The sequence below is a fragment of the Methanofollis liminatans DSM 4140 genome (assembly GCF_000275865.1).
GTDB lineage: Archaea > Halobacteriota > Methanomicrobia > Methanomicrobiales > Methanofollaceae > Methanofollis > Methanofollis liminatans.
Genome location: NZ_CM001555.1, coordinates 1,594,534 through 1,613,836 on the forward strand (window position 1 = coordinate 1,594,534; position 19,303 = coordinate 1,613,836).

The following is a 19,303-nucleotide window of genomic DNA, read 5'->3' on the forward strand; positions in this document are numbered from 1 at the left end:
TGGCCCTGAGCCGTATCACACCTTAAATGGATGTATTCTGGGAATAGATATACTGAAAGGCCGATTTTTGATCAGGGTACACGGAAAGGCTACCGGTACCACCAGAGAGGTATGAGACATGACAACGAAAACACGCATCGCGGGGATCACGGCAATGCTCTGCATCTGTGCCCTGATCGCCGTCCCGGTAAGCGCCGCTCTGACCACCGGTCAGGGTGCGGGCGCTGGCCCCATGAAGGGCCATGGAGGCAACGGTCCGGGCACCGGGCTCCTTGACGCCCTTGCAGAACAGGGTTATGACACCACGGCACTCCAGGCGCTCCTCGACACCGCAAAGAGCGCACGGGAGAATGGAGACACCGAAGCCGCACAGGCGGCAATGGAGGAGTTCAGGGAGGCAGTGAAGAACGCAGTCGAGGAGACCGGCATTCAGGTCAGACCAATGGACAGGGAAGGACACGGCGCCGGGATCCTTGACGCCCTTGCAGAACAGGGTTATGACACCACGGCACTCCAGGCGCTCCTCGACACCGCAAAGACCGCCCATGAGAGCGGTGACACCGAAGCTGCACAGGCGGCAATGGAGGAGTTCAGGGAGGCGGTGAAGACCGCAGTCGAGGAGACCGGCATTCAGGTCGGACCCATGAACGGAGAAGACCGCGGCCAGCACCGAGCAGGCATGGGGCCGGGGGAACGGCAGAACCAGATGGAATCAGCCTGAGCATCGGCATTGGATAGAGCAGCATCGTGATGGAGAAAAGGGAGGGGAAAGACACCTGACACCAAGGATCACTCTCTTCCCCACCTCCTGGACGCTGTCCAGGACCGAGATCAGGAACGCAGGATACCACAAGAGTGGGTGCTCGGCACGATCATTTACAAACGTTTGACCGGAAGACTGCCTTTTGCCGGAGAATGCGTGGGCTAAATGAGCGTTTCGATCCTCTCCGCCGAACCTGCCCCTCCGTCCAGCATTACAGAAACACTCAAACATCTTTGATGGGACTGTCCTGAGATGCCTTGAAAAAACCGGACCGGCGGTATAACATCAGGAAACAGAAATCCCGCCGTCTGGTCACGCTCCCGTTCATTTCAGTTCGTGCAGGCAACGACGGCAGTGTCCCACGCTCAAACCGATCGGTTCAACGATCATCCTGAACCGTCCCTCGCATGAAGCCCGGGTATTTTAGAAATATATATGCTCGCCGGGAGATTTTTGATCAGGGTTCCCGAAAGGGGCCCGATACGATTTAGGGAGGTCATCAGAACCGTCGCCAATGAGACAGGGATTGAAATAGAGATGAAGAACGGTGAAACGCTTCTGTCAACAACAAGGATCCGGCATGGGGGCCAGGATCGACAAGCAGACCCAGACGCATAAACCAGAACACCAGAGTAGCATCATGGTGGAACAGGGAGGACAATGTTACCCGTGTCAGGGGGGTTCCTGTCTTCCCGTCCTTTACACCTGAGTTTTGACAGCATTCCCGATCTATCGATACACCTGACGTTCAGGGTGAAAACACCTATGGAAAAAAATCAGGACTCCGACCCGTTAACATCCCGGCGATCAGAAAAAGATCCGCAAACCCGGGAAAAAGAAGAGACGTTCTCCCTCTCCCGCTATCTGATCTCAATACTCGAGAAGCGGCGGTGACAACTCACATTCCTCTCGTCCGGGGCATCAGGATGAGAGCGACCGCGAGACGACCATCATGAAGAGCGAAATGCCTGAGGCATGCAGGTGCGGACCCATGCCATGCGAGACCGCCCACACACACCGGAGGTACGGTGAGACCATGATCCAGGACGGACAATTCCGGAGGCAGTACACGACCACCCAGCAAAAAGTGCTGACCTATCTCAAAAACGGCATAAAAAAAGGCGATCGCTATTTCAAGTCCAGGTATATTGCAAAAGACCTCGGGCTGTCATCCAAGGAGGTCGGGATGAACCTTGCGATTCTTGCAGAGACCTGCGAGGAGCTCGAGATCATCCGCTGGAGTTATTCGAACTCGACCACATGGATGATCCGCCAGCAGGCGAACGCACCGGATGGTGTCGGGTAAGAGCATGTCCGATCGCCAGTGAGAGGGCTTTCCCTGGGGAAAAAGCAACCATTTCTTCAAAAAAATCGTTCCTCATCAGGCAGGACAGTGCCGGTTCAGCACCAGAGGTGCAATTTCTCTTCGATGATCTCCGACCGCACCGGGCCTGGTACATCTGCGAAAAACCATTGATGCCCGATCCCTTCCTGGTGCCGCCCACCAGAGGATAGAACAGAATGGTTCAACCCATTTCCTGTCGTGTTTAATCAATAGAGCAAAGGCATTATGGAAATATATAACCTCAGAGGTCCATTTTTTCTTCGGGTGCTGGAAACGGCATCCACACACGAATCGGAGGGATCACCTGAAGAAAACGAGAAAGTGTCCTCAGGAGAGCGCCGCACGATACTCAAAACAGGTGGGCCTGATCTGAAGGCAGGTCCCTGAACTGCTACGAGTATAAAAGCTGCCTCCTCAACAACGGGAGGAGAAGGGAAGGAAGGATACCGCCTCATTCACCCTCCTCCCCACCAGGCGTCGGGGACCTGCGGGCCTGATCGTACGCACCGCCAGAGGTCAGGTGCAAAGGACATCCTGATAATGCCGTCGCAGGCCTGTTTCAGAGGATATGCCTACCTTTCGATTTTTAATCCCTATTCCCAACGAATTTAATAGACAACCCGGAGAAAAGAGGAACACACCGTGCAAAAACTGAAAGAAGAATTCTCACGATCACGGACCGCCTTTTTCGAGGAGGTGCGCACCCTCCATGAAGCATACGTACTGTCGCAGCCGGCACCCTCCGCAGGTGAGGAGGCACCGGCCGATTCAATCCTCGCTGCACTGGCGTCGGTGCTGGGGTATACCTGCCGGTCCTGCGAAGAGACCTCTGCATCCGGCTAAAAAAAGAGGAAGAGAGGGGTGAGAGTGGTCAGGTACGATATCTGCGGCATGACGCACGCCGGCCAGAAAGGCCGGAATGAAGATGCGTACGCCGTGATAGAGATCGCCGACGCATCCCTTCTCGCCGTTGCCGACGGGGTGGGCGGGGAGGTGCACGGCGACCGGGCGGCGCAGATCGCGATCGAGAGTGTCACCGCTGCCTTCACCGGGACATACCGGCGGGGGATGGAAAGGGGAGAGATCAAGGATCTTCTGGCGTCCGCCTTTGCCGAAGCGGACCTGCGGATCAGGGAGACGGCGAAGAGCGAGGGAAGAATGGGAACGACCCTTGTCGCCGCCATCATCACAAACCGCTGCGTCGTGATCGCAAACTGCGGAGACAGCCGGGCGTTTGTCACCGGGACCGGCATGAGATTCAGGACGCGGGAACACACGTTGGTACAGATGCTGCTCGAACAGGGGTCCATCGACGCCGCGGAGGCGAGGCATCACCCCCTCAGGAACGTGATCGTCCATGCGCTCGGCATCACGATGACGGTTGACCTCTATGAAGAGGATCTCCGGCCAGGAGAGATCCTGGTCCTCTGCAGCGACGGCCTTCCAGACGAAGCGGCCCGGGAGATCCTCTCTTCAGGGGCTGAAAGGGGGAGCGAGGAGATCGCGCGGGAACTCCTGCAGGGGGGCATCGCCAGATCAGACGACGACGTGACTGTTGTCGTCTTGAAAGAATAGGTCTATTTTATGCGATCAGCGCCAGCCAGGCGAGGAGCAGGGCGACGATCACCGGCTGGTGGATGAGATAGATCAGGAGCGAGTTTCGTCCCATTGCGCAGACGATCTCAGACCCGGCCAGATTGAACGCAGGCAGAAAAAACCGTCTTTTACCGCCGGGATAGAGGAGGAACCCGGCGCCCATCCCGATCAGCGCAACCCCGAGCCAGGGGATCAGCGGCACATAGTCCACGCTGTAAAAGACAGCCGGATGGATGCCGAGGGGCACGAGCCAGTACGGTCCGGTCACCCTGTCGAGGGGGAGGGCCGCAAGCACGATCCCTGCCCCCATGAGAAGGTTCCACCTCCCGAACCTGAGGAAGAAGGGGGCGAGGATGATCGCGGTCCCGATGAGGTGGAGGATGCCGAAGACGATGAACCCGTCGCCGATGAAGAGCCAGGTGGCAATGGTGGCGAGCAGCCCGAACGCGAAGATCTTTGCGCCCCTCCGCCCATAGTCCAGCCAGAGAGAGAGGCCGGTTTCCCGGTCTTTTCGTCTGGCATAGCTGATCGGCAGGGACAGACCGGCAAGGGCGATGAAGAGGGTGGCGGTGGCAAGGGCAAATGAGCGCCAGAACCCGCCCAGCACATCGATCGCCGCGACGCCGAAGAAGGCGAGATCGAAGAGGAGATGGTAGACGACCATCATGATGATGGCGACGCCCCGCAGGAAGTCGATCTCCCGGAACCGACGGGGGGAGGTGTGGGTGGAGATTAGGCCCAGCACCCGTGCTGAAAGGGTGGGGAGGTGCTGGATCATCGGATCTCTTCCCCCTTCATGCCCCTATCCCGCCAAGCCATCGTTTGCGCACCGTTCCAGGTACTCTTTGGAGAGGGGGGGCATCAACATATCTCACCCGGACGCCATATCCAGGCCCTGCCGGAGAGAACGCTCCCTGACGCTTTCCGCGCCGCACGGCTCCCTTGGCCGGGGGGGCGGGAACAATCGGAGACGATCGCTCCGTCCGGATAAATACAGATATTAGATATCTTATCGTGGATCAATGTTATCGAAATGAATCGTTTCGAAGAGACGGGATCCAACCGGCAGACGGTGAGGAGCCGGCGATGATCCGCCTGCTTCTTGTGGACGACGATCCCTCCTTGCTCGATATCGGGAAACTATTCCTCAAAAAATCGGGAGCGTTCAGTATAGAAACGGCAGAATCTGCCGTAACGGCGCTGGAGATGCTGGCAGTGCACCCGTTCGACGCCGTCATATCGGACTACGAGATGCCGGTGACGGACGGCATCGCATTTCTCAGGGAGGTCAGGCGGCGATACCGGGACCTTCCGTTCATTCTCTTCACCGGCCGAGGGCGTGAAGAAGTGGTGATCGAGGCGCTGAACAGCGGTGCGGATTTTTATGTCCAGAAAGGAGGGGACCCGGTTTCGCAGTTCGCCGACCTGACGCACAAGATCATGCAGGCCACAGAAAAGAAAAAAACAACGGACGCACTTGAAAGAGCGGAAGAACGTTACCGCCTCATCATGGAAGGCATCTTCGACGGCATCACCACCGCGAGCCCGGACGGCATCATCACGTACGCCTCGCCATCAATGACGCGGATCACCGGTTACCCCACCGAAGAGATCGTCGGACACTCCTTTCTGGAGTTTGTCTCGGCAGGGGACAGGGAACGGCTGATGAGCCATTTCGTCCGCACACTGGCAGGAGAAACTGCAGAGGGGCTTCAGATCGCTCTTTGCCAAAAGAGCGGAGATATCGCCCACGTTGAAATGAACGGAGGCCCTTTGATCCGCAAAGGGAACGTAGTCGGCGCCCAGAGCGCCATGCGCGATATCACCAGCCAGAAAAAAGCAGAAATGTCCCTGAAGGAAGAAAAAAAGCGGCTCGAATGCATTATCAATGGGGCGGGGCTTGCGATCTGGAACTGGAACCTGGAGACGGGGGAAGTCTATTACAACGATTATTATCTGGAGATGCTCGGTTACGCGCCCGGAGACGCTCCGTCAGGGGATCTGGAATGGATTATGCTCGTCCACCCCGACGACCGGACAGAGATGGCGAGGGGCATGAGCGAACACCTCGAGGGAAAGACCCCCTATTATTCCTGCGAGTTCAGGCTCAGGGGAAAAGACAACTCCTGGATACGGGTGCACAGCGCGGGAAGAGTGGTGGCGGAGGACAGTGCCGGCCGACCGCTGCGCGTGAGCGGCGTCCACCAGGTGATCAGGAAACCCGGCACGAACAGCACCTCATCCTGACGGCGAGGATCAGGCAACCGGAATAAGGGTGAGGGCGGCGCCGACGACCAGCGGGACGACAAGGTTGTCGTCTATCGGGGAGATCAGTTCGGCGACGGCGGCGACGGCGGAGGCGGTCAGGGCGGCGACCGGCCCGGTGAACGTCAGGAGGACCGCACACAGGACGGCAAAACCGGAGAGCGATCCTTCAAGCGTCCTGCCGTTCACAATCCGGTGCCTGCCGAAGCGGATGCCTGCAACGGTGGCGACAGCGTCGAGGATGGCAAGAGAGAGGACGGCGACGAACGCCACGTCTGGCCTGAATACGATCGAGCAGAAAAGCGCACTCGCCACAAAATAAAACGAACCTTTTCCCGGGAAGGCGCCGTCTCTCTCGAAGGCGCCGACCAGTTCGGCGATGACCGGGACATACCATCCTTTCAGGTGTGCTTCAAGACAGACGAGACCGCCGAGGAGACCGGCGGCGTAGATCATCGAGGCCATCCGGGGATCAGGGATGAGGAGGACGGCTGCAATGGCGGTGCCGAAGATGAGATGGACGGCCTGGCGCCCGTATTCATCCATGCGTGCTGATGGTATGCGATAGGATAATAGCCCTGCGGTTTTCCCTCTTCGAAGGATTAATCCATCTGCTGACGAAAATGAAGGGCATGGACAGTGAGATCTACGAGGAAGTCGTCTGCAGGCATTGCGACGGTGCCGGATGCACCTATTGCGATAAATCGGGCCGGGTGTCTGCCAGAAAGCCCGCCTGTCTCTGCAAGAGGTGCGGCGGCGTCGGCTGCATCTATTGCGGATATACCGGATGGGCAGACGTCAAAGGAAAATATGAGCAGTGATCCTCATCTCTTTCTGAGGGCGAGGAGTATCAGGGGAATAAAGGCGGCAGGGAGGGGGGAGGCCGCCGCCGGCGTGTTCGCCGGGGTGGTGGGAACCGTTGTCTCTACAGTCGTCAACGGGATCAGGTCGGCGCTGATCTCCGTCGTCCCGTTCTCATTCACCACCGCCACTCCAGACCAGGGTTCATAACCGCTTGCGTTGACGCCGACCCGATATTCGCCCGGCCCAAGCCCCTTCAGGGTCAGAGGGGCGGCGCCGATCTCTTCTCCGTTCACGGCAACCCGGGCACCGTCCACCGATGCGCCGATTGCCAGCGTTCCCCCGGTGTCAAGGGTGAGACCGGGGCTGCGAAGACTGATCCCGACCGTGCCGTACACGGCATTGCGTGCGCCGAGGTCTCCCCTCGCCGCCGGCGTGTCTGAGGCGTACAGCGTGTACACGCCAGGGTCAAGGGCGAGTCCGGCTGTCTTCCAGCGGTAGTTCCAGCGGTTGTCGTCACCGGTGGAGACGACGGTGAAGGACGATTTCGACCCGGTCGCGACCGGAGCGAGGCGGTCAAGGCTGACGCCGCCGGCGGCGAGGTTCGGCCCGGTGAGGAAGAGATATACGTCGCCGCCCCCGGTCGAGGTCCCTGAAAGTGGGATGTCTTCACCGAGTACGGCCTCGATCGTCGCTGCGGAGACTGCCGGAGTCCCGAGGAGAAAGAGGGCGACGATCGTCCATACCGTGCACCTGAACAGAGGACACCATCTCATGTCCTGAGATTATATGCCGATACCGTGATAAAGCCCCGGTTTTTTGTTCCCGGAGGGATCGCTCGGCCCTGCACACCGGGGGGTAACCGGATCCAGACAGCATTATATAGTACGCGGTACGCATCCACCTCTGGAGAACACCTATGCAGAAAGCACGGCGATACATCTGCAAGTACTGCGGGTATATCTACTCGCCCCTGCGGGGTGAGCCGCACCGCGGTATACCGGCCGGAACAGAGTTTGAAGATCTACCCGAAGATTATATCTGCCCGGTCTGCGGCGCCACAGGAAAAGGGCCCATCGGAACCTGGGGGTTCGAGTTATGGGAGCCGACCCGTTTTGTCTGCAAGATCTGCGGCTACGTGTATGACGAAAAACGGGGAGAACCTCACCGCGGCATACCGCCGGGAACAAAATTCGACGACCTTGCCGAGGATTACACCTGCCCGGTCTGCGGCCTGGACCCAAAGATCACCGAGCATTATGGAAAAGTGGGGAAGAGTCAGTTCGAACCACTGGAGTACTGACTTCTATTCAGGTTTGTGAAGACGACTCTGTCGATGATCTCCACAAACCTCCTCGATTCGGTATCACCCATTCCCACATCGCCATTTTCTTCGATTCTCAGGTCCACATCGCCATCGGCAAACTCCGCAATGACAAGGAGGCGACCGGCGACCGGTTCCCCAAAAATATTTCTCAACTCCTCGTTTTTATTCAGATCCTCGATGATCTGTGCAAGGGCGTCCATTCTGATGCCCACCCGCTTCACGCTCCCCCCCTGTCAACGCACTCACGTGGTGACCTGACGGCATATTGTAATACTGATATATAAAATAGGAGGGGACCGCAGGTACCTTTTCTCTGCCGACCATCCCTCAGGCCTCCTGCGGCCTGAATAAGAGGGGATGAGACCATATCCCGGGAAAAAGCCGAGATATTCTCAAAGCCAATCCGAAACAGACGGAATATCCCATAGGAGCCACCAGGACGAAAAAGCCGAAATTCATGCAATATTATGAGTTTTTTAACAAAAAACATTGAAAATCCGTAAAATAAATATCAGTAAGAATATATGCCACAAGATCCTACCGGAGATCGGCACATGAAAATAAAAATGATGATGTATCAGGATTCGATGGACGACTGGTACAACGGAGAGTTCAGGGAGTGTGTACGCAATGTCAATCTCTACCGCGCCGTCGCACTGAAACTGAACGCGGTTCAAAAAACCCATCTCGAAATCAGGGATCTCTGAAGGAAGGAAATCCCGCGCCGCCAGTACTCTTTTTTGCCGTTCCCCCCTGAAGAGGGCACACCTGTTTTCAACCCGATCGGCAAAGAGTTTCTGGCCCCCTCGATCGTCACGGTGGTGATCGGATCTTTTGCCGGGAGCACATACCAGGAGATCGAACGCTCGGTCCGGGTTCCACGACAGGAGAGTACAGGGAAAGGGCAAACGGCAACGGTAGGGCATGACCGCACAGGACGAACCCATTCATCGTGAACCCGGCCGAAAAAAAGATTCACCGGGTTCGGTCCGCTCTGACACACGATTCAACCGAACAAAGGTATCGCCCGGGGGGGACCAGGATCTCAAACCGCGCCCCTTTTCCTGACGTCCCGGTCTCCCGAATGCTGATCTCGGTGATCCCGAGGATCTCCCGCGCCAGAAAAAGGCCGTAGCCGGTGTTTTTTCCAACGCCCTTCAGGAAGATCCGCTCCTTCATATCCTCAGACAGACCGACGCCATCGTCCTCGACGCTCCAGATCAGTCCATCGGGAGTGAGCCTGAAAGAGGCGGTAATCGAGGTGACCGCGCCGCCGTGTCTGAGAGCGTTGTCGATGAGATTGGAGATCACCTTTCCGAGCATGGGATCGGCGTACACGGCAACGCCTTCGAGGTCTGCATGCAATGTCACATTCCCCGAGGCTATGAACTGCCATGCCTGCTCCAGAAGTTTTTGCGGTTCCTGCCACTCCGGAGCATGCACCCCGAGGTCCTGATAATCACGGGTGAAATCGATCTCAGACCTGATCTTTTTGACCTGTTCAATGGCCTTCCCGATAAAAACCGTCTTTTCTCCCTCGTCGCCGGACGTGGACGCGAGATCAAGGTAGCCATAGAGCACATGAAGCGAGTTCAGGATGTCATGGCGGGTAATCGAGGAGAGCAGATTGAGTTTTCTGTTGGCCTGCGAGAGGGCGGTTTCTGTCCTCTTGAGCTCGGTAACGTCGTTCACCATCAGGACGACTCCGGCCACCCTCCCGTCGGAGCCGGTTATCGGAGTGTATGAACCGATATCGTACTTCGGCCCTTTTACCCAGTCAGGACTTTCATCGGCGAAGTGGACGGTCTCACCGTTAAGACAGGCCTCTACCAGCGGCATGTGACGTTCGAGGATATGCGGCGGAAGAAGATCCCTGCCGTCCATTCCCACGATTTCAGAAGTTGTCAGGTTGAATGTCTCGCAAAAATTGCGGTTTGCAAGCAGGTACCTGCCATCGCGATCGACACAGGCGATCCACGCCGGGTTGTTGTCGATGATCGCCCTGAGCAACTGACGACCTTTTATCAACTCCTCCTCGGCCTTCTTTTTTTCCGTGATATCGCGGGCGATGATGACAAGTCCGGAGCGGCTACCGTCGTCTTTAAAAATGGGCGTCCTGATAATGTCAAAGGTACGCTCGCAGCCGTCAGGCCCGACAAATGTCTGGTCTTCCCTCAGGCCGCCGGCCGACTGCCATGCACGGGAGTCGCTTTCCCCTGACTGGACCAGGATCTTGCGGTAAAAAGAACTGTATTCCGCAATTTCGTCGTCGGTCAGGCCCTTGTAATCGAGGCCTTCGATCCGGAGGAACGTCAGACTACGTTCGTTCGTCTCAATCCAGCGGCCCTCGCCATCCTTGAAGCAGAACAGATCGGGCATTGAGTGGATCAATGTCCTGAGAAGCGCTTCATTCTCCATCTGGACGGTCAGATCAACGATCAAACCCCTGATACAGATCGTATTTCCGTCCTGCAGCACCGGGTTCACATACAGGGTGCCGGGAAAAGAAGACCCATCTTTGCGTTGAAAGATATAATTGGACTGTGAATGAGGCAGATCACGGGATATAACCGTTTCGATATCCCTGCAGGCGCGCACCCGTTCCCGAGGAAGGATCAGCTGCAGGTGGTGAACGCCCCGTTCGATATCCTCTCGAGAGTACAGGAAAGCCTCATGAGCGGCCCTGTTCATGCGCAGGATATTTCCCTTTATATCGATCTCAAAAAAAGGAAGAGGGAGGGAGTTTTCAAGGTCTTCATGACCACCGCGCCGCCGCACCGCCTGCCTGATCCTGAGAGAAAGAGTTGAAAAACACTCTTCCTGGTCTCCCTCTTTCAGGAGGTAAAACTGTGCTCCACTGTTGAACGCCTCGATGACTGCTTCTTCCCGGCTTCGCTCGGCAAAAAGTATGAAAGGTATTTCATTCCCGGCAGCCCGGATTTGTTTCAGGAATGCAATCCCATCGGTGCCCGACATCTGATAATCAGAGACGATGACGTCGAACCTCTGATCGACAAGAAGAACGTGTGCACCATCCGCTGAGTCTGCGGTCAGAACCGAGACCTCACCGCCAGCCTCAAGGAAGAATTTGACACGTCCACGGGTATCTGGATCGTCGTCAACATAAAGCACCGAAATCATAACGATGATGAGATGGTTCGATGGGAAACGATATTTATCAATCGATCTGCTCCCTTTTTCCGGCGAAGATCACGATAGAGGTCGGGAGGAGCGAGCCCGCAATGCGAGTTTAAAGGGTGGAGGAAAACGCAGAAACGTGCGATGGCAGAATATCGGAGCGAAAATACACGAGAAAGAGACCCATAAAAGAAGTGCGAGGGAGGCGATTCGAACGCCCGAACACCTGCGTGACAAGGCCCTCAACCTTGCGCCTTTGACCTAGCTCGGCAACCCTCGCCTGTTACCCTATAAACAATGATATACTGGTTAAATAATCTATCGCTCGATCCGGCCCCAGGATGCCCCTCGTCCAGGATCAGAGAGGAAAAACCCCGGAATATGGGCATATTTCAGACGCCAGAGCGCACACGGATAGGACCCCAGGATTAATATGCACCACAGATGTACATTCTGGCAGATATGTGGGCAACACTCATGCGGGAGTTCTCCGATTCGCCCGCTCAGAGCAGAGTAGTTCGTTTTCTCCTTGAAAACGGTTTCGGGGTCTCGGCTGAAGGCAAAATCACCTGCAACGGCATCGAAATACCGGCCACCCATATCGCCCGCGCCATCGGCATCGACCGCAGGGTCGTGGACGCCACAGCACGGCGGATCACGTCCATGGGGGAGACGGGCGACATCTTCGCGCGCATGAGGGCCACCCCCGACCTCTCTGAGGTGGCCGGATACCTCAACCTCACGGTCATCACCATTATCCCGACCGATGCCCAGCAGAAAGGGATCGTCGGAGCGGCGGTCAGGGTGCTCTCCAGGCACGACCTTGCCATCAGGCAGATCTTCGTCACCGACCCCTACTTCGCCGAGGAGCCCAGACTGGTCATCATCCTGGACGAGGCACTGCCCACCGGCGTGCTCGAAGAGCTGCGGGCCCTCCCGCAGGTAAAACAGTTGATCATCTGAGGTGGCGGAGAGGTTCGAGGTCGAGACCGAGCCTGAACGCCCGCACCAGATATTTTCTTCCAAGGGCGACCGAGCGGTCCCACCGCTCTTCGGCGGTGATCTCCCGCGTCCCTTTCACCAGATTGTCGGCATGAGCGACAATCCGCTCCTCAAGGCGTTCCGGCATGGCGTCGACCGGCAGAAGGCCAAGAAGCGCTGATTCCTCAAGGGTCAGGCCGGCGCCGAGGTGCCGGCCGACGATGCGGACCACCCCGTCGGGACATCCCATCGCCGCCGCCAGATCGGCCCCGACCCCGGCATGGTCGAGTGCATGCGTCTCTGAACGCCCGAGATCGTGGAGCATCGCCCCTGCCTCGAGGAGAGGCCGGTCAACGACCGATGAACGCGCATACGCCCGGGTCGCCCCGGCCACGGTCAGGCAATGGGCGATCACTCCCGGATCGCAGCCTGCTTTTTTGAGAAAACGCTCATACATGCCCGGTAGATTTCCGTATCGCCTCGATCCTCCGCTTGAGTGCGCCGAGAAGCATCTCATTATCGAAGTGCTTCAGGGGCTCTCCGCACTGGGGACAGGCGAAATCGGTGGCGAACACGTCATTGAAGGTGAAGATGCCGCACTCGTCGCAGATGAAGAAATCGTTCTCCTCCTCGTATTTCTCCCTCTTCACCAGGAGTTCGAGGACGTGCTCAAGCTCCTCTTTCAGCACCGGATATACCTGGTCTGTCCTCAGCATCCAGAGATAGGTCAGCCATCCAGTGTCGGGATCTTTGATACGCCGGTATTCGGCAAGCCTCCTCTCGTAAAGCGTATATAACGTATGCCGAACAGAGTTGAGGTTGATGCCGGTTTTTTCCGCAAGTTCCTCATCGGAAAACTCCCCATCGGGCGGGAACCGTTCCATGAGGTTGATTCCCTCGTTCCCGATCAGACGGAGAAGATAGGCCCGGATCGCCGGGTCTGCCAGCATCTCGTCTTTGCCAACCATCACGAGATATATGTACGGACGCGTGTTATAATTCTATCCAGCATGGCGCAGGCGGCGGCGCGGTCCGGGCCCTGCCCGTAGACGCTGACCACGGCGCCCCCTTCTTCTATCTCGGTCCCGGGCCAGGGAATATCGGCGCAGACATCAGAGAGGCGCGAAAGATCTGCATGCACGGTGAGATCGCGGTCTGCAAAGAGTATTGCCCGTGCGCACACCTGCCCGGCCCGAGGCCTGGCGGCGGGAAGCACGCCCGTGCAGGCGTCGACGTGCAGGCCGAATATGCTCTGCCCGGTTGCCGCCTCCACAGTGTCGAGGGTGCCCTGAAACCGCGGGTTGATCTCGATCGCCCATGCATCGTCGCCGGCGACAAAGTCCACCCCGACCGAACCGACACAGCCGCTGAGGGCCACCGCACGCTCGGCGATATCGGCCATGCGTGCCGAGAGGGGGTGGTTGAAGGGGGTGATCGAGCCGGAGAAACCATATGCCCGATCACCCTCCCCGCCCCGCAGGATCTGCTCGTTGACGGCGACGGCCACCGCCCGGCGCCCGTCTGCGATGCAGGAGACGCTTGCAGGTGTGCCGGTGACGCATTCCTGCACCAGATAGGGGACGTCGGGCCACTCCTCTTCCCATGCCCGCAGGTCGCCCTCCGACGACGCCACCCGGTTCCGCCAGCCGCCGGCGCCGCGGCGCGGCTTGACCATCGCCGGGTAGGCCCCGGCCCGGCACGCCGGCACCGGGATCGCATTTTCCTCGAAGAACCGCTGGATCTCGTATTTGTCCAGGAACCTGGCCGAGACCTCAGGCGGCGTGCCGGCCCTGCGGAACGGGACGGTCATGCCCTCGGCCCCTGATGTGGCGACAAACCAGTCGATGCTGCGGCCGGCAGAGATCTCCTCGACCAGATCGGGGATCTCGTCGAGTTCGTCAAAACGGCGGTGCACGCGTGCGTCCCGGCAGAGGTCCTGGTCACAGAAATGGTCGACAGCGTAGACCTCATAGCCGGCCCTTTTTGCAGAACTGACCACATGCCTGGTCGCAAAACCCGCGACAAGCACCCGACCCTTCACAGCTCGATCACCCGCTTCCCGACCTTACAGGGCTCGACACGGATCTTCGCGTCGGGGAAGTCCTGCTCGATCTCCCTGCCCATGAACAGGCGGTCGAGAAATACGGCCAGGCTCGAGATCTCGGAGTGGGGCTGGTTTGTGACCGAAACATTGTAGTCGACCATGCCGTAGACGTCGCCGGGGACCTTCTCGGCGCCGACGATGATGAGCAGGTCTTCGGGGCGCTCCCGCACCGCGGCGACGACCTCGCCGACCTCAAGCCCGTACATCGTAAGGTGGGCGACGATCCCGCCGCGCTCTTTCCACTCCCTGATGCACTTCTTCCATTTCACATCGTTTTCAACAAAGAAGTTCCCGCCCCAGCGTTCCACGACGTCGCCGATGGATGTGACGATGCCGATGTCGTTTGCGGCCAGGTACATACCGTTCGCACCCAGTGCCCGAGCCGTGAGCCCGACATGGGTGGTGACCCGCTGATCCCGCTCAGGCCGGTGGCCGAGTCTGAGGATACATACTTTCCTCATCTGTTCTCTCCCTTCCGTGCATAGTCAGGTATTTTTATGACGCCGTTCTCGATCTCCAGGGGGGTGCCGCTGCCGTGCCTGATCTGGCACGTGAGAAGCGACTCCTCGATCGAGAGGGTGCGGAGATCGTCTCCTCTCTGTTCGATCAGAAGATATGAAGTGAGTCTCCGAACAGAAGATTCGACTGCCGCCGCATCGCCGCCCATATAGTCGATCAGGGCGGGAAGGGTCGCAGCCCTGTTCCAGGCGATCGCATGATAGACCGCCCAGTCGAATTCTTCGGTTTTCACACCCAGATCTGTGCCGGGAGCCACAATATACTTTTGTACCCGGAGAGAGCATCATGTTTCAATGACCGATTATGAGCACCTTGCGGCGATAGCGGACGATCTTCTTGAGCGGGCCGATGAAGACGATACGCGCCTCGCCCGCCTCCTTGACGGCATCGACCCGGAGGTGAAGGCAGAACTCCTCACGTCCGACCTCCTCAACGCCTATCAGGTCTATTACTACTATTTCAGGGAAGATCCCGGGGAACTCCCCGCGGAACGGCTCATGCTCACGCCCGCCTCAGAGACCCTCAGAGGGGTTCTCCTGGACGAGGTCGAACTCTTCAGCCTCGTCTTCCTCTGTGAAAAGGGCAGGGCCGAGATCGTCGTCACCGACGGGGAGCAGGAGTACAGGCGGTTCGCCGGGAAAAATGCCAGGACCGCGGCGGAAAACTACGTCCTCGAAGAACTGGCATGATCAGGGGTCGCCGCGCGTGATCAGGGAGGGGTCGACGCTCGCCCCGGCGATCGGCGGGAGGTCGCCCCACGTCATGACCGCTTCCCCGATGATCGCGAGCGCTCCCCTAACGCCGGTGCCCTCAAGGGCGGTGAAAGGCTCCTCCTCACCGGGCAGGAGGGTGTTGCAGAGGGCGGTCGCCCATGCGTCGGCGAGCGAGACGTCGCGGGAGAAGATGCAGACGGCGTCTGCAACCCCGAAGGAGATGGAGGGGCCGACCGTCGCCGACGAGGTGCAGATGCCCAGGATCTCCTCCTGCGGCCGGACGAGAAAGGCAAGTCGGTCCGAGAACGGCGAGGCCCCGGCATGGATCCCGACCCGTACCTCCCGGTCCGAGAAGAGGGCGATGTCCCCGCCGTTGTCCACGACCCCGAACGAGGCCCCGGCCTCCTGCATCGCCTCGGCTCCGGCCCACGCAATCGTCCCGGCGACGGCCGCCATCGGCCCGACGCCGGCGGAGACCGACGCCGCCCCCATCCTCCGCACCGTCCGGCTCTCAGCCGGCGGGTCGTAGGGCTCGAAGGTAACGCCGAAGTAGGGGTCTTTAAGGAGGAAGGCTTCGAGATCATGACGGGCGGCGAGCATGCCCGCCTTTGCCGCCTCGATATGGGCCTGTTCGTCGGCCAGGATCGTCGTGATCGTCTGTTTGTGCTCGAAATGCTCGCGGATCATTCCTGGCTCCGGCAAAAAAGAGTTATTTCTGGAGGGAGAGCGCCCCGTGCGGGCAGGCCTGAATGCACCTGCCGCAGAGGACGCAGCGCGGCTTGTCGAGGCTGAGTTTCCAGTCTTCGTCGAAGGAGAAGACGTCCTGCGGGCAGATCGATATACAGGCGCCGCAGTCCACGCACTCGTTCTCGTCATGGATGATCGCATCCTTCAGAACGCTGACCGTCGCCCCGAGGTCACGCATCTTCATGCAGACAATGCGCGCGCTCTCGTCAGGGACGTCGATGAGGACGTCGCCCTCGCTCGGTTCGATCCGCGCCCGTTCGACGTTGATCAGCACCCCGGTGTCCATCACCACCCGGGCGATGATCGGTTCCCTGACCTTTTTGCGCGAGAACGAGACCATCAGTTTCATGCCTTCCACCTCCCACCGAGGAGTTTACCGAGATTGAGGGCCGTAAGCATCCCGATGACCCGGTTCTGCGGGTCGACCACCGGCAGGGCGCTGATGTTGTGACGCTCCAGTTTCTGGGCGGCGATATCCACCGCCTCCTCGGGGGTCGTGCGCACGACCTTCCTGGTCATGATGTCCCGCACGCAGAGGCGGTCGCCAGGCCGCGCCACCGCCTTGGTGACGTCGTAGGTGGTCACGATCCCGACCAGGCGGTGGTCGCCGTCCAGGATCGGGAGATGGTTGGTCTCTCCCCTGAGCAATTTCAGGGCCGCCTCGGTGATCGGTTCGTCCTCGGTGATGCAGACGACCTTCGTCTCCATCACCTCCCGCACCCGCGGCACGAGTTTGGTCTCGCGCATCGGGCGCGTCCGCCTGGTGGCGTCCACCCGGCGGGTCGGGAGAGAGAGTGCGATCGATCCCATCTCCACCCAGCCCTTCAGGGCCTCGGCGACCTGCCGGGCCTTCCGGTAACTCGAAAGCGAGGACGTCCTCACCTCCTCGCCGTTGATTTCGATCCTGCCGCTCTTCAGCTCAGCGTAGGTGACGCGCCTGAGCGTCGGGCGGTCGCGGGAGGGTACGCCGTAGTCGACGACGCCGGTCGTCAGGTCCTCGTCCCGCACGGCCGTGCTCCGCACGACCGTCAGATCGGTCACCGGCAGGGGGACGCCGAGGCCGACGTACATCGTCACGCCGTAGCCCTGGAAGGTTGCGGCCCTGATATAGTCAGGGCTCATGTGCGTGAGGTCTCCGGTCGTCATCAAGGTGGCAAACCCGGTGGCAGGGGACGATTGCGTCCCTTCGCCGACGACCATCCCCTGCGCCCCGCCAAGAAAGATCGGGACGCCGCTGCCTATCACATGGTAGGTCGGATCGTTTGCAAGCGGCGATAAGGCCCCGGCGCCCGAATACGAGACGTTCCCGCAGTTCGGGAGGAGGGTGCCCATATAGGTGTGGAGGACGCGGTCGGTGGAGTTGGCCGCCGCATTGTAGCACTGGTATGCGTTTCTGGGATTCAGCATCGTAGCGGTGTTGAAGTCTTCAAGGAGGAGGTTCGTGGTGACCGTCCGCAACGGGTAGCAGTCGGTGCCTCGCGACATCGCCCGCAGTTCCACCGAACGGCCGGAAATGAGATCCTCGATCACATGCGCACCGCCATAGCGGTCGCCCTGTGTCGTCGACTGCTGGGTTGCGCCAAGATAGGCGTCGACCGCCGCAACGCCGGCATAGGCCTCGACGTCGTTGAGCCAGACCCTCTCCATCCGTATCGGCGGGTCTGCATGACCGAAGTTAAAAAAGGCGCCTGAGGAGCACATGGCGCCGAAGGTCCCGGTGGTGACGACGTCCACCTCTCTCAGCGCCGCCTCCTCGCCCAGTTCGGCGACGATGTCAGGCATCTCCTCGGCCGTGACAACGCGCGCATTGCCATCGCGTATTCTTATATTGATCTCGTCTATGGATTTCTCCATAGTGGTGTATTTATCCCGCATATTTATAGGTCTTTCTTATTACTAATAGTAATACGTGCCTTCATTAGCGGAGAGCGAGACCTGTGAATATGCACATTGCAGACCTGATCGCCCACCTCGAGGAGATCGCCCCCCCTGAACTCGCCGAAGACTATGACACCGGCAGGATCGGACGCATCATCGAAGGACGGGATGAGGTCGAGACCGTCTGTTGCGCCCTCGACGCCACACCGGCCGTTGCCGCGGCCGCCGCCAGTATGGGGGCCGGACTCCTTATCGTCCACCACACCCCCCTCTGGGAGCCGCTGACCGCGATCACCGGCCGCACCGCCGCGGTCCTCCGCCCACTCTTTGCCGGGGAGGTCAATCTCTATGTGATGCACACGAACTTCGACCGCGCCCCGGGCGGAGTGAACGACACCCTTGCCGATATCCTCGGCCTCGCCGATCCGGTGCCGATGACGATCGGGCTTGTCGGCAGGTGCACCGCAGGACTCGACGAGATGGCGGCACGGATCGGCGGCAACGTGCGGGTCTGGGGAGAGATCAACGACCCCGACCGTCTTGCCGTCGTCGGCGGGAGCGGGTTCGACCCCGCCCTGATCGCAGAGGCAGTCGCCCTCGGTGCCGACGCCTTCCTCTCGGCAGAACTGAAGCACCATGTGGCCCGGACATCCCCGCTCCCCTGCATCGAGTCGACGCACTACGCCCTCGAAGCCCCGGCGATGCGGGCGCTCGCCGAACGGTCAGGGTGGGAGTACCTCGAAGACCGGCCGGCAGTCCGCACGATCGCATGAAAGAACTGTTTGACCGGATCAGAAGTGAGGACCTTACCGCGGCCCTCAGGGAGGAGGTCGTCAGGACGTACCGCGACCGGGGGCGAAAAGCCCTGGCCGCCGTGGACGCCGGGGCGGTGAGGCGGTACCTCGATTTTTTCGTGGTCAGCGGGCGGACGGCGGAGTACGTCGTCGAGGACGATTTCTGCACCTGCAAGGACTTCACCTACCGCGGGGGGTGCTGCTGGCATATCCTCGCCGTCAGGATCGCTCTTGCATCAGACTGCTTTGAACGGCGGGAGGAGTGGTATATCGATCATCTGCAGGGAGACGGTATCACAACAAACAATATAATGAACAATTCCGAATAATAG

Annotated in this window: 24 protein-coding genes and 1 tRNA gene; 11 read left to right on the forward strand and 14 right to left on the reverse strand. The window is 59.3% G+C overall.

What is annotated here, in order from left to right; all coding sequences use genetic code 11:
* The first annotated feature begins 118 nt into the window (after window positions 1-118).
* From METLI_RS07790 to METLI_RS07810, 3 genes are all read left to right on the forward strand, one after another.
* Window positions 119-721: a hypothetical protein gene (locus tag METLI_RS07790; protein ID WP_004039289.1), complete on the forward strand. Its 603-nt coding sequence runs from the start codon at window positions 119-121 to the stop codon at window positions 719-721.
* Between the two features lie 1,078 nt (window positions 722-1,799).
* Window positions 1,800-2,069 (forward strand): DUF7123 family protein, encoded by a 270-nt coding sequence (locus METLI_RS07800; RefSeq protein ID WP_048104169.1) that lies wholly within the window; start codon window positions 1,800-1,802, stop codon window positions 2,067-2,069.
* A gap of 906 nt (window positions 2,070-2,975) precedes the next feature.
* Window positions 2,976-3,683: a PP2C family protein-serine/threonine phosphatase gene (locus tag METLI_RS07810; RefSeq protein ID WP_052311179.1), complete on the forward strand. Its 708-nt coding sequence runs from the start codon at window positions 2,976-2,978 to the stop codon at window positions 3,681-3,683.
* 7 nt (window positions 3,684-3,690) lie between these two features.
* On the opposite strand, the gene METLI_RS07815 is transcribed toward METLI_RS07810, so the two are convergent.
* A complete protein-coding gene (locus tag METLI_RS07815) occupies window positions 3,691-4,482 on the reverse strand; it encodes a heparan-alpha-glucosaminide N-acetyltransferase (protein ID WP_004039292.1) in 792 nt (263 codons plus the stop codon).
* Between the two features lie 308 nt (window positions 4,483-4,790).
* Between METLI_RS07815 and METLI_RS07820 the strand changes: the two genes are divergently transcribed.
* Window positions 4,791-5,951 (forward strand): response regulator, encoded by a 1,161-nt coding sequence (locus tag METLI_RS07820; RefSeq protein WP_004039293.1) that lies wholly within the window; start codon window positions 4,791-4,793, stop codon window positions 5,949-5,951.
* A gap of 9 nt (window positions 5,952-5,960) precedes the next feature.
* Here the strand turns inward: METLI_RS07820 and METLI_RS07825 are convergent, their stop codons facing one another.
* Window positions 5,961-6,515, reverse strand: a complete 555-nt coding sequence (locus METLI_RS07825; protein WP_004039294.1) for a diacylglycerol/polyprenol kinase family protein — start codon at window positions 6,513-6,515, stop codon at window positions 5,961-5,963.
* A gap of 86 nt (window positions 6,516-6,601) precedes the next feature.
* Here METLI_RS07825 and METLI_RS07830 point away from each other — a divergent pair, with 86 nt between their 5' ends.
* On the forward strand, window positions 6,602-6,790 hold the full coding sequence (locus METLI_RS07830; protein ID WP_048104171.1) for a hypothetical protein: 189 nt from the start codon (window positions 6,602-6,604) through the stop codon (window positions 6,788-6,790).
* Window positions 6,791-6,793: 3 nt separating this feature from the next.
* Here METLI_RS07830 and METLI_RS12460 read toward each other — a convergent pair whose 3' ends face one another.
* Entirely contained in the window at window positions 6,794-7,546 is a 753-nt protein-coding gene (locus METLI_RS12460) for a PEGA domain-containing protein (protein WP_004039295.1), read from the reverse strand.
* Window positions 7,547-7,689: 143 nt separating this feature from the next.
* Between METLI_RS12460 and METLI_RS07840 the strand changes: the two genes are divergently transcribed.
* The gene (locus METLI_RS07840; RefSeq protein ID WP_004039296.1) at window positions 7,690-8,073 is read left to right on the forward strand and encodes a rubredoxin; all 384 of its coding nucleotides are present in this window, start codon (window positions 7,690-7,692) and stop codon (window positions 8,071-8,073) included.
* On the opposite strand, the gene METLI_RS07845 is transcribed toward METLI_RS07840, so the two are convergent.
* On the reverse strand, window positions 8,049-8,297 hold the full coding sequence (locus METLI_RS07845; protein WP_048103715.1) for a hypothetical protein: 249 nt from the start codon (window positions 8,295-8,297) through the stop codon (window positions 8,049-8,051). The two genes, METLI_RS07840 and METLI_RS07845, sit on opposite strands and share 25 nt — an antisense overlap.
* 354 nt (window positions 8,298-8,651) lie before the next feature.
* On the opposite strand from METLI_RS07845, the gene METLI_RS13155 reads away from it, so the two are divergent.
* Window positions 8,652-8,804 carry a hypothetical protein gene (locus METLI_RS13155; protein ID WP_004039297.1) on the forward strand — a complete coding sequence of 51 codons (153 nt, stop codon included), beginning with the start codon at window positions 8,652-8,654 and terminating at the stop codon, window positions 8,802-8,804.
* Between the two features lie 268 nt (window positions 8,805-9,072).
* On the opposite strand, the gene METLI_RS12465 is transcribed toward METLI_RS13155, so the two are convergent.
* Together METLI_RS12465 and METLI_RS07855 are read right to left on the reverse strand one after the other, a co-directional pair.
* The gene (locus METLI_RS12465) at window positions 9,073-11,238 is read right to left on the reverse strand and encodes a PAS domain S-box protein (protein WP_004039298.1); all 2,166 of its coding nucleotides are present in this window, start codon (window positions 11,236-11,238) and stop codon (window positions 9,073-9,075) included.
* Between the two features lie 192 nt (window positions 11,239-11,430).
* Window positions 11,431-11,515 (reverse strand) — tRNA-Leu (locus tag METLI_RS07855).
* A gap of 182 nt (window positions 11,516-11,697) precedes the next feature.
* Here METLI_RS07855 and METLI_RS07860 point away from each other — a divergent pair.
* Window positions 11,698-12,198 carry a regulator of amino acid metabolism, contains ACT domain protein gene (locus METLI_RS07860; RefSeq protein ID WP_048103716.1) on the forward strand — a complete coding sequence of 167 codons (501 nt, stop codon included), beginning with the start codon at window positions 11,698-11,700 and terminating at the stop codon, window positions 12,196-12,198.
* Here METLI_RS07860 and METLI_RS07865 read toward each other — a convergent pair.
* The 5 genes from METLI_RS07865 to METLI_RS07885 are packed head-to-tail and all read right to left on the reverse strand — an operon-like array spanning window position 12,191 to window position 15,071.
* On the reverse strand, window positions 12,191-12,673 hold the full coding sequence (locus tag METLI_RS07865) for an HDIG domain-containing metalloprotein (RefSeq protein WP_004039300.1): 483 nt from the start codon (window positions 12,671-12,673) through the stop codon (window positions 12,191-12,193). The genes METLI_RS07860 and METLI_RS07865 overlap by 8 nt on opposite strands.
* Window positions 12,666-13,184, reverse strand: coding sequence for a transcription factor (locus METLI_RS07870; protein WP_004039301.1), 519 nt, complete (start codon window positions 13,182-13,184; stop codon window positions 12,666-12,668). Before METLI_RS07870 ends, METLI_RS07865 begins: the two co-directional genes overlap by 8 nt.
* Window positions 13,184-14,257, reverse strand: coding sequence for an ATP-grasp domain-containing protein (locus METLI_RS07875; RefSeq protein ID WP_004039302.1), 1,074 nt, complete (start codon window positions 14,255-14,257; stop codon window positions 13,184-13,186). Before METLI_RS07875 ends, METLI_RS07870 begins: the two co-directional genes overlap by 1 nt.
* A complete protein-coding gene (locus METLI_RS07880; RefSeq protein WP_004039303.1) occupies window positions 14,254-14,781 on the reverse strand; it encodes a tRNA (cytidine(56)-2'-O)-methyltransferase in 528 nt (175 codons plus the stop codon). The genes METLI_RS07875 and METLI_RS07880 overlap by 4 nt, the downstream gene beginning before the upstream one ends.
* Window positions 14,778-15,071, reverse strand: a complete 294-nt coding sequence (locus tag METLI_RS07885) for a hypothetical protein (RefSeq protein ID WP_048103717.1) — start codon at window positions 15,069-15,071, stop codon at window positions 14,778-14,780. Before METLI_RS07885 ends, METLI_RS07880 begins: the two co-directional genes overlap by 4 nt.
* Before the next feature lie 61 nt (window positions 15,072-15,132).
* Between METLI_RS07885 and METLI_RS07890 the strand changes: the two genes are divergently transcribed.
* Window positions 15,133-15,528, forward strand: coding sequence for a hypothetical protein (locus METLI_RS07890; RefSeq protein WP_004039305.1), 396 nt, complete (start codon window positions 15,133-15,135; stop codon window positions 15,526-15,528).
* Here the strand turns inward: METLI_RS07890 and METLI_RS07895 are convergent, their stop codons facing one another.
* The 3 genes from METLI_RS07895 to METLI_RS07905 are packed head-to-tail and all read right to left on the reverse strand — an operon-like array spanning window position 15,529 to window position 18,153.
* On the reverse strand, window positions 15,529-16,239 hold the full coding sequence (locus METLI_RS07895; RefSeq protein WP_004039306.1) for a UPF0280 family protein: 711 nt from the start codon (window positions 16,237-16,239) through the stop codon (window positions 15,529-15,531). It abuts the gene before it with no gap.
* Window positions 16,240-16,261: 22 nt separating this feature from the next.
* Entirely contained in the window at window positions 16,262-16,648 is a 387-nt protein-coding gene (locus METLI_RS07900; RefSeq protein WP_004039307.1) for a 4Fe-4S binding protein, read from the reverse strand.
* The gene (locus METLI_RS07905) at window positions 16,645-18,153 is read right to left on the reverse strand and encodes a homocysteine biosynthesis protein (protein ID WP_048103718.1); all 1,509 of its coding nucleotides are present in this window, start codon (window positions 18,151-18,153) and stop codon (window positions 16,645-16,647) included. Before METLI_RS07905 ends, METLI_RS07900 begins: the two co-directional genes overlap by 4 nt.
* A gap of 89 nt (window positions 18,154-18,242) precedes the next feature.
* On the opposite strand from METLI_RS07905, the gene METLI_RS07910 reads away from it, so the two are divergent.
* Window positions 18,243-18,950, forward strand: a complete 708-nt coding sequence (locus tag METLI_RS07910; RefSeq protein WP_004039309.1) for a Nif3-like dinuclear metal center hexameric protein — start codon at window positions 18,243-18,245, stop codon at window positions 18,948-18,950.
* Window positions 18,947-19,300 (forward strand): SWIM zinc finger family protein, encoded by a 354-nt coding sequence (locus tag METLI_RS07915; protein WP_004039310.1) that lies wholly within the window; start codon window positions 18,947-18,949, stop codon window positions 19,298-19,300. The genes METLI_RS07910 and METLI_RS07915 overlap by 4 nt, the downstream gene beginning before the upstream one ends.
* Window positions 19,301-19,303: the final 3 nt, after the last annotated feature.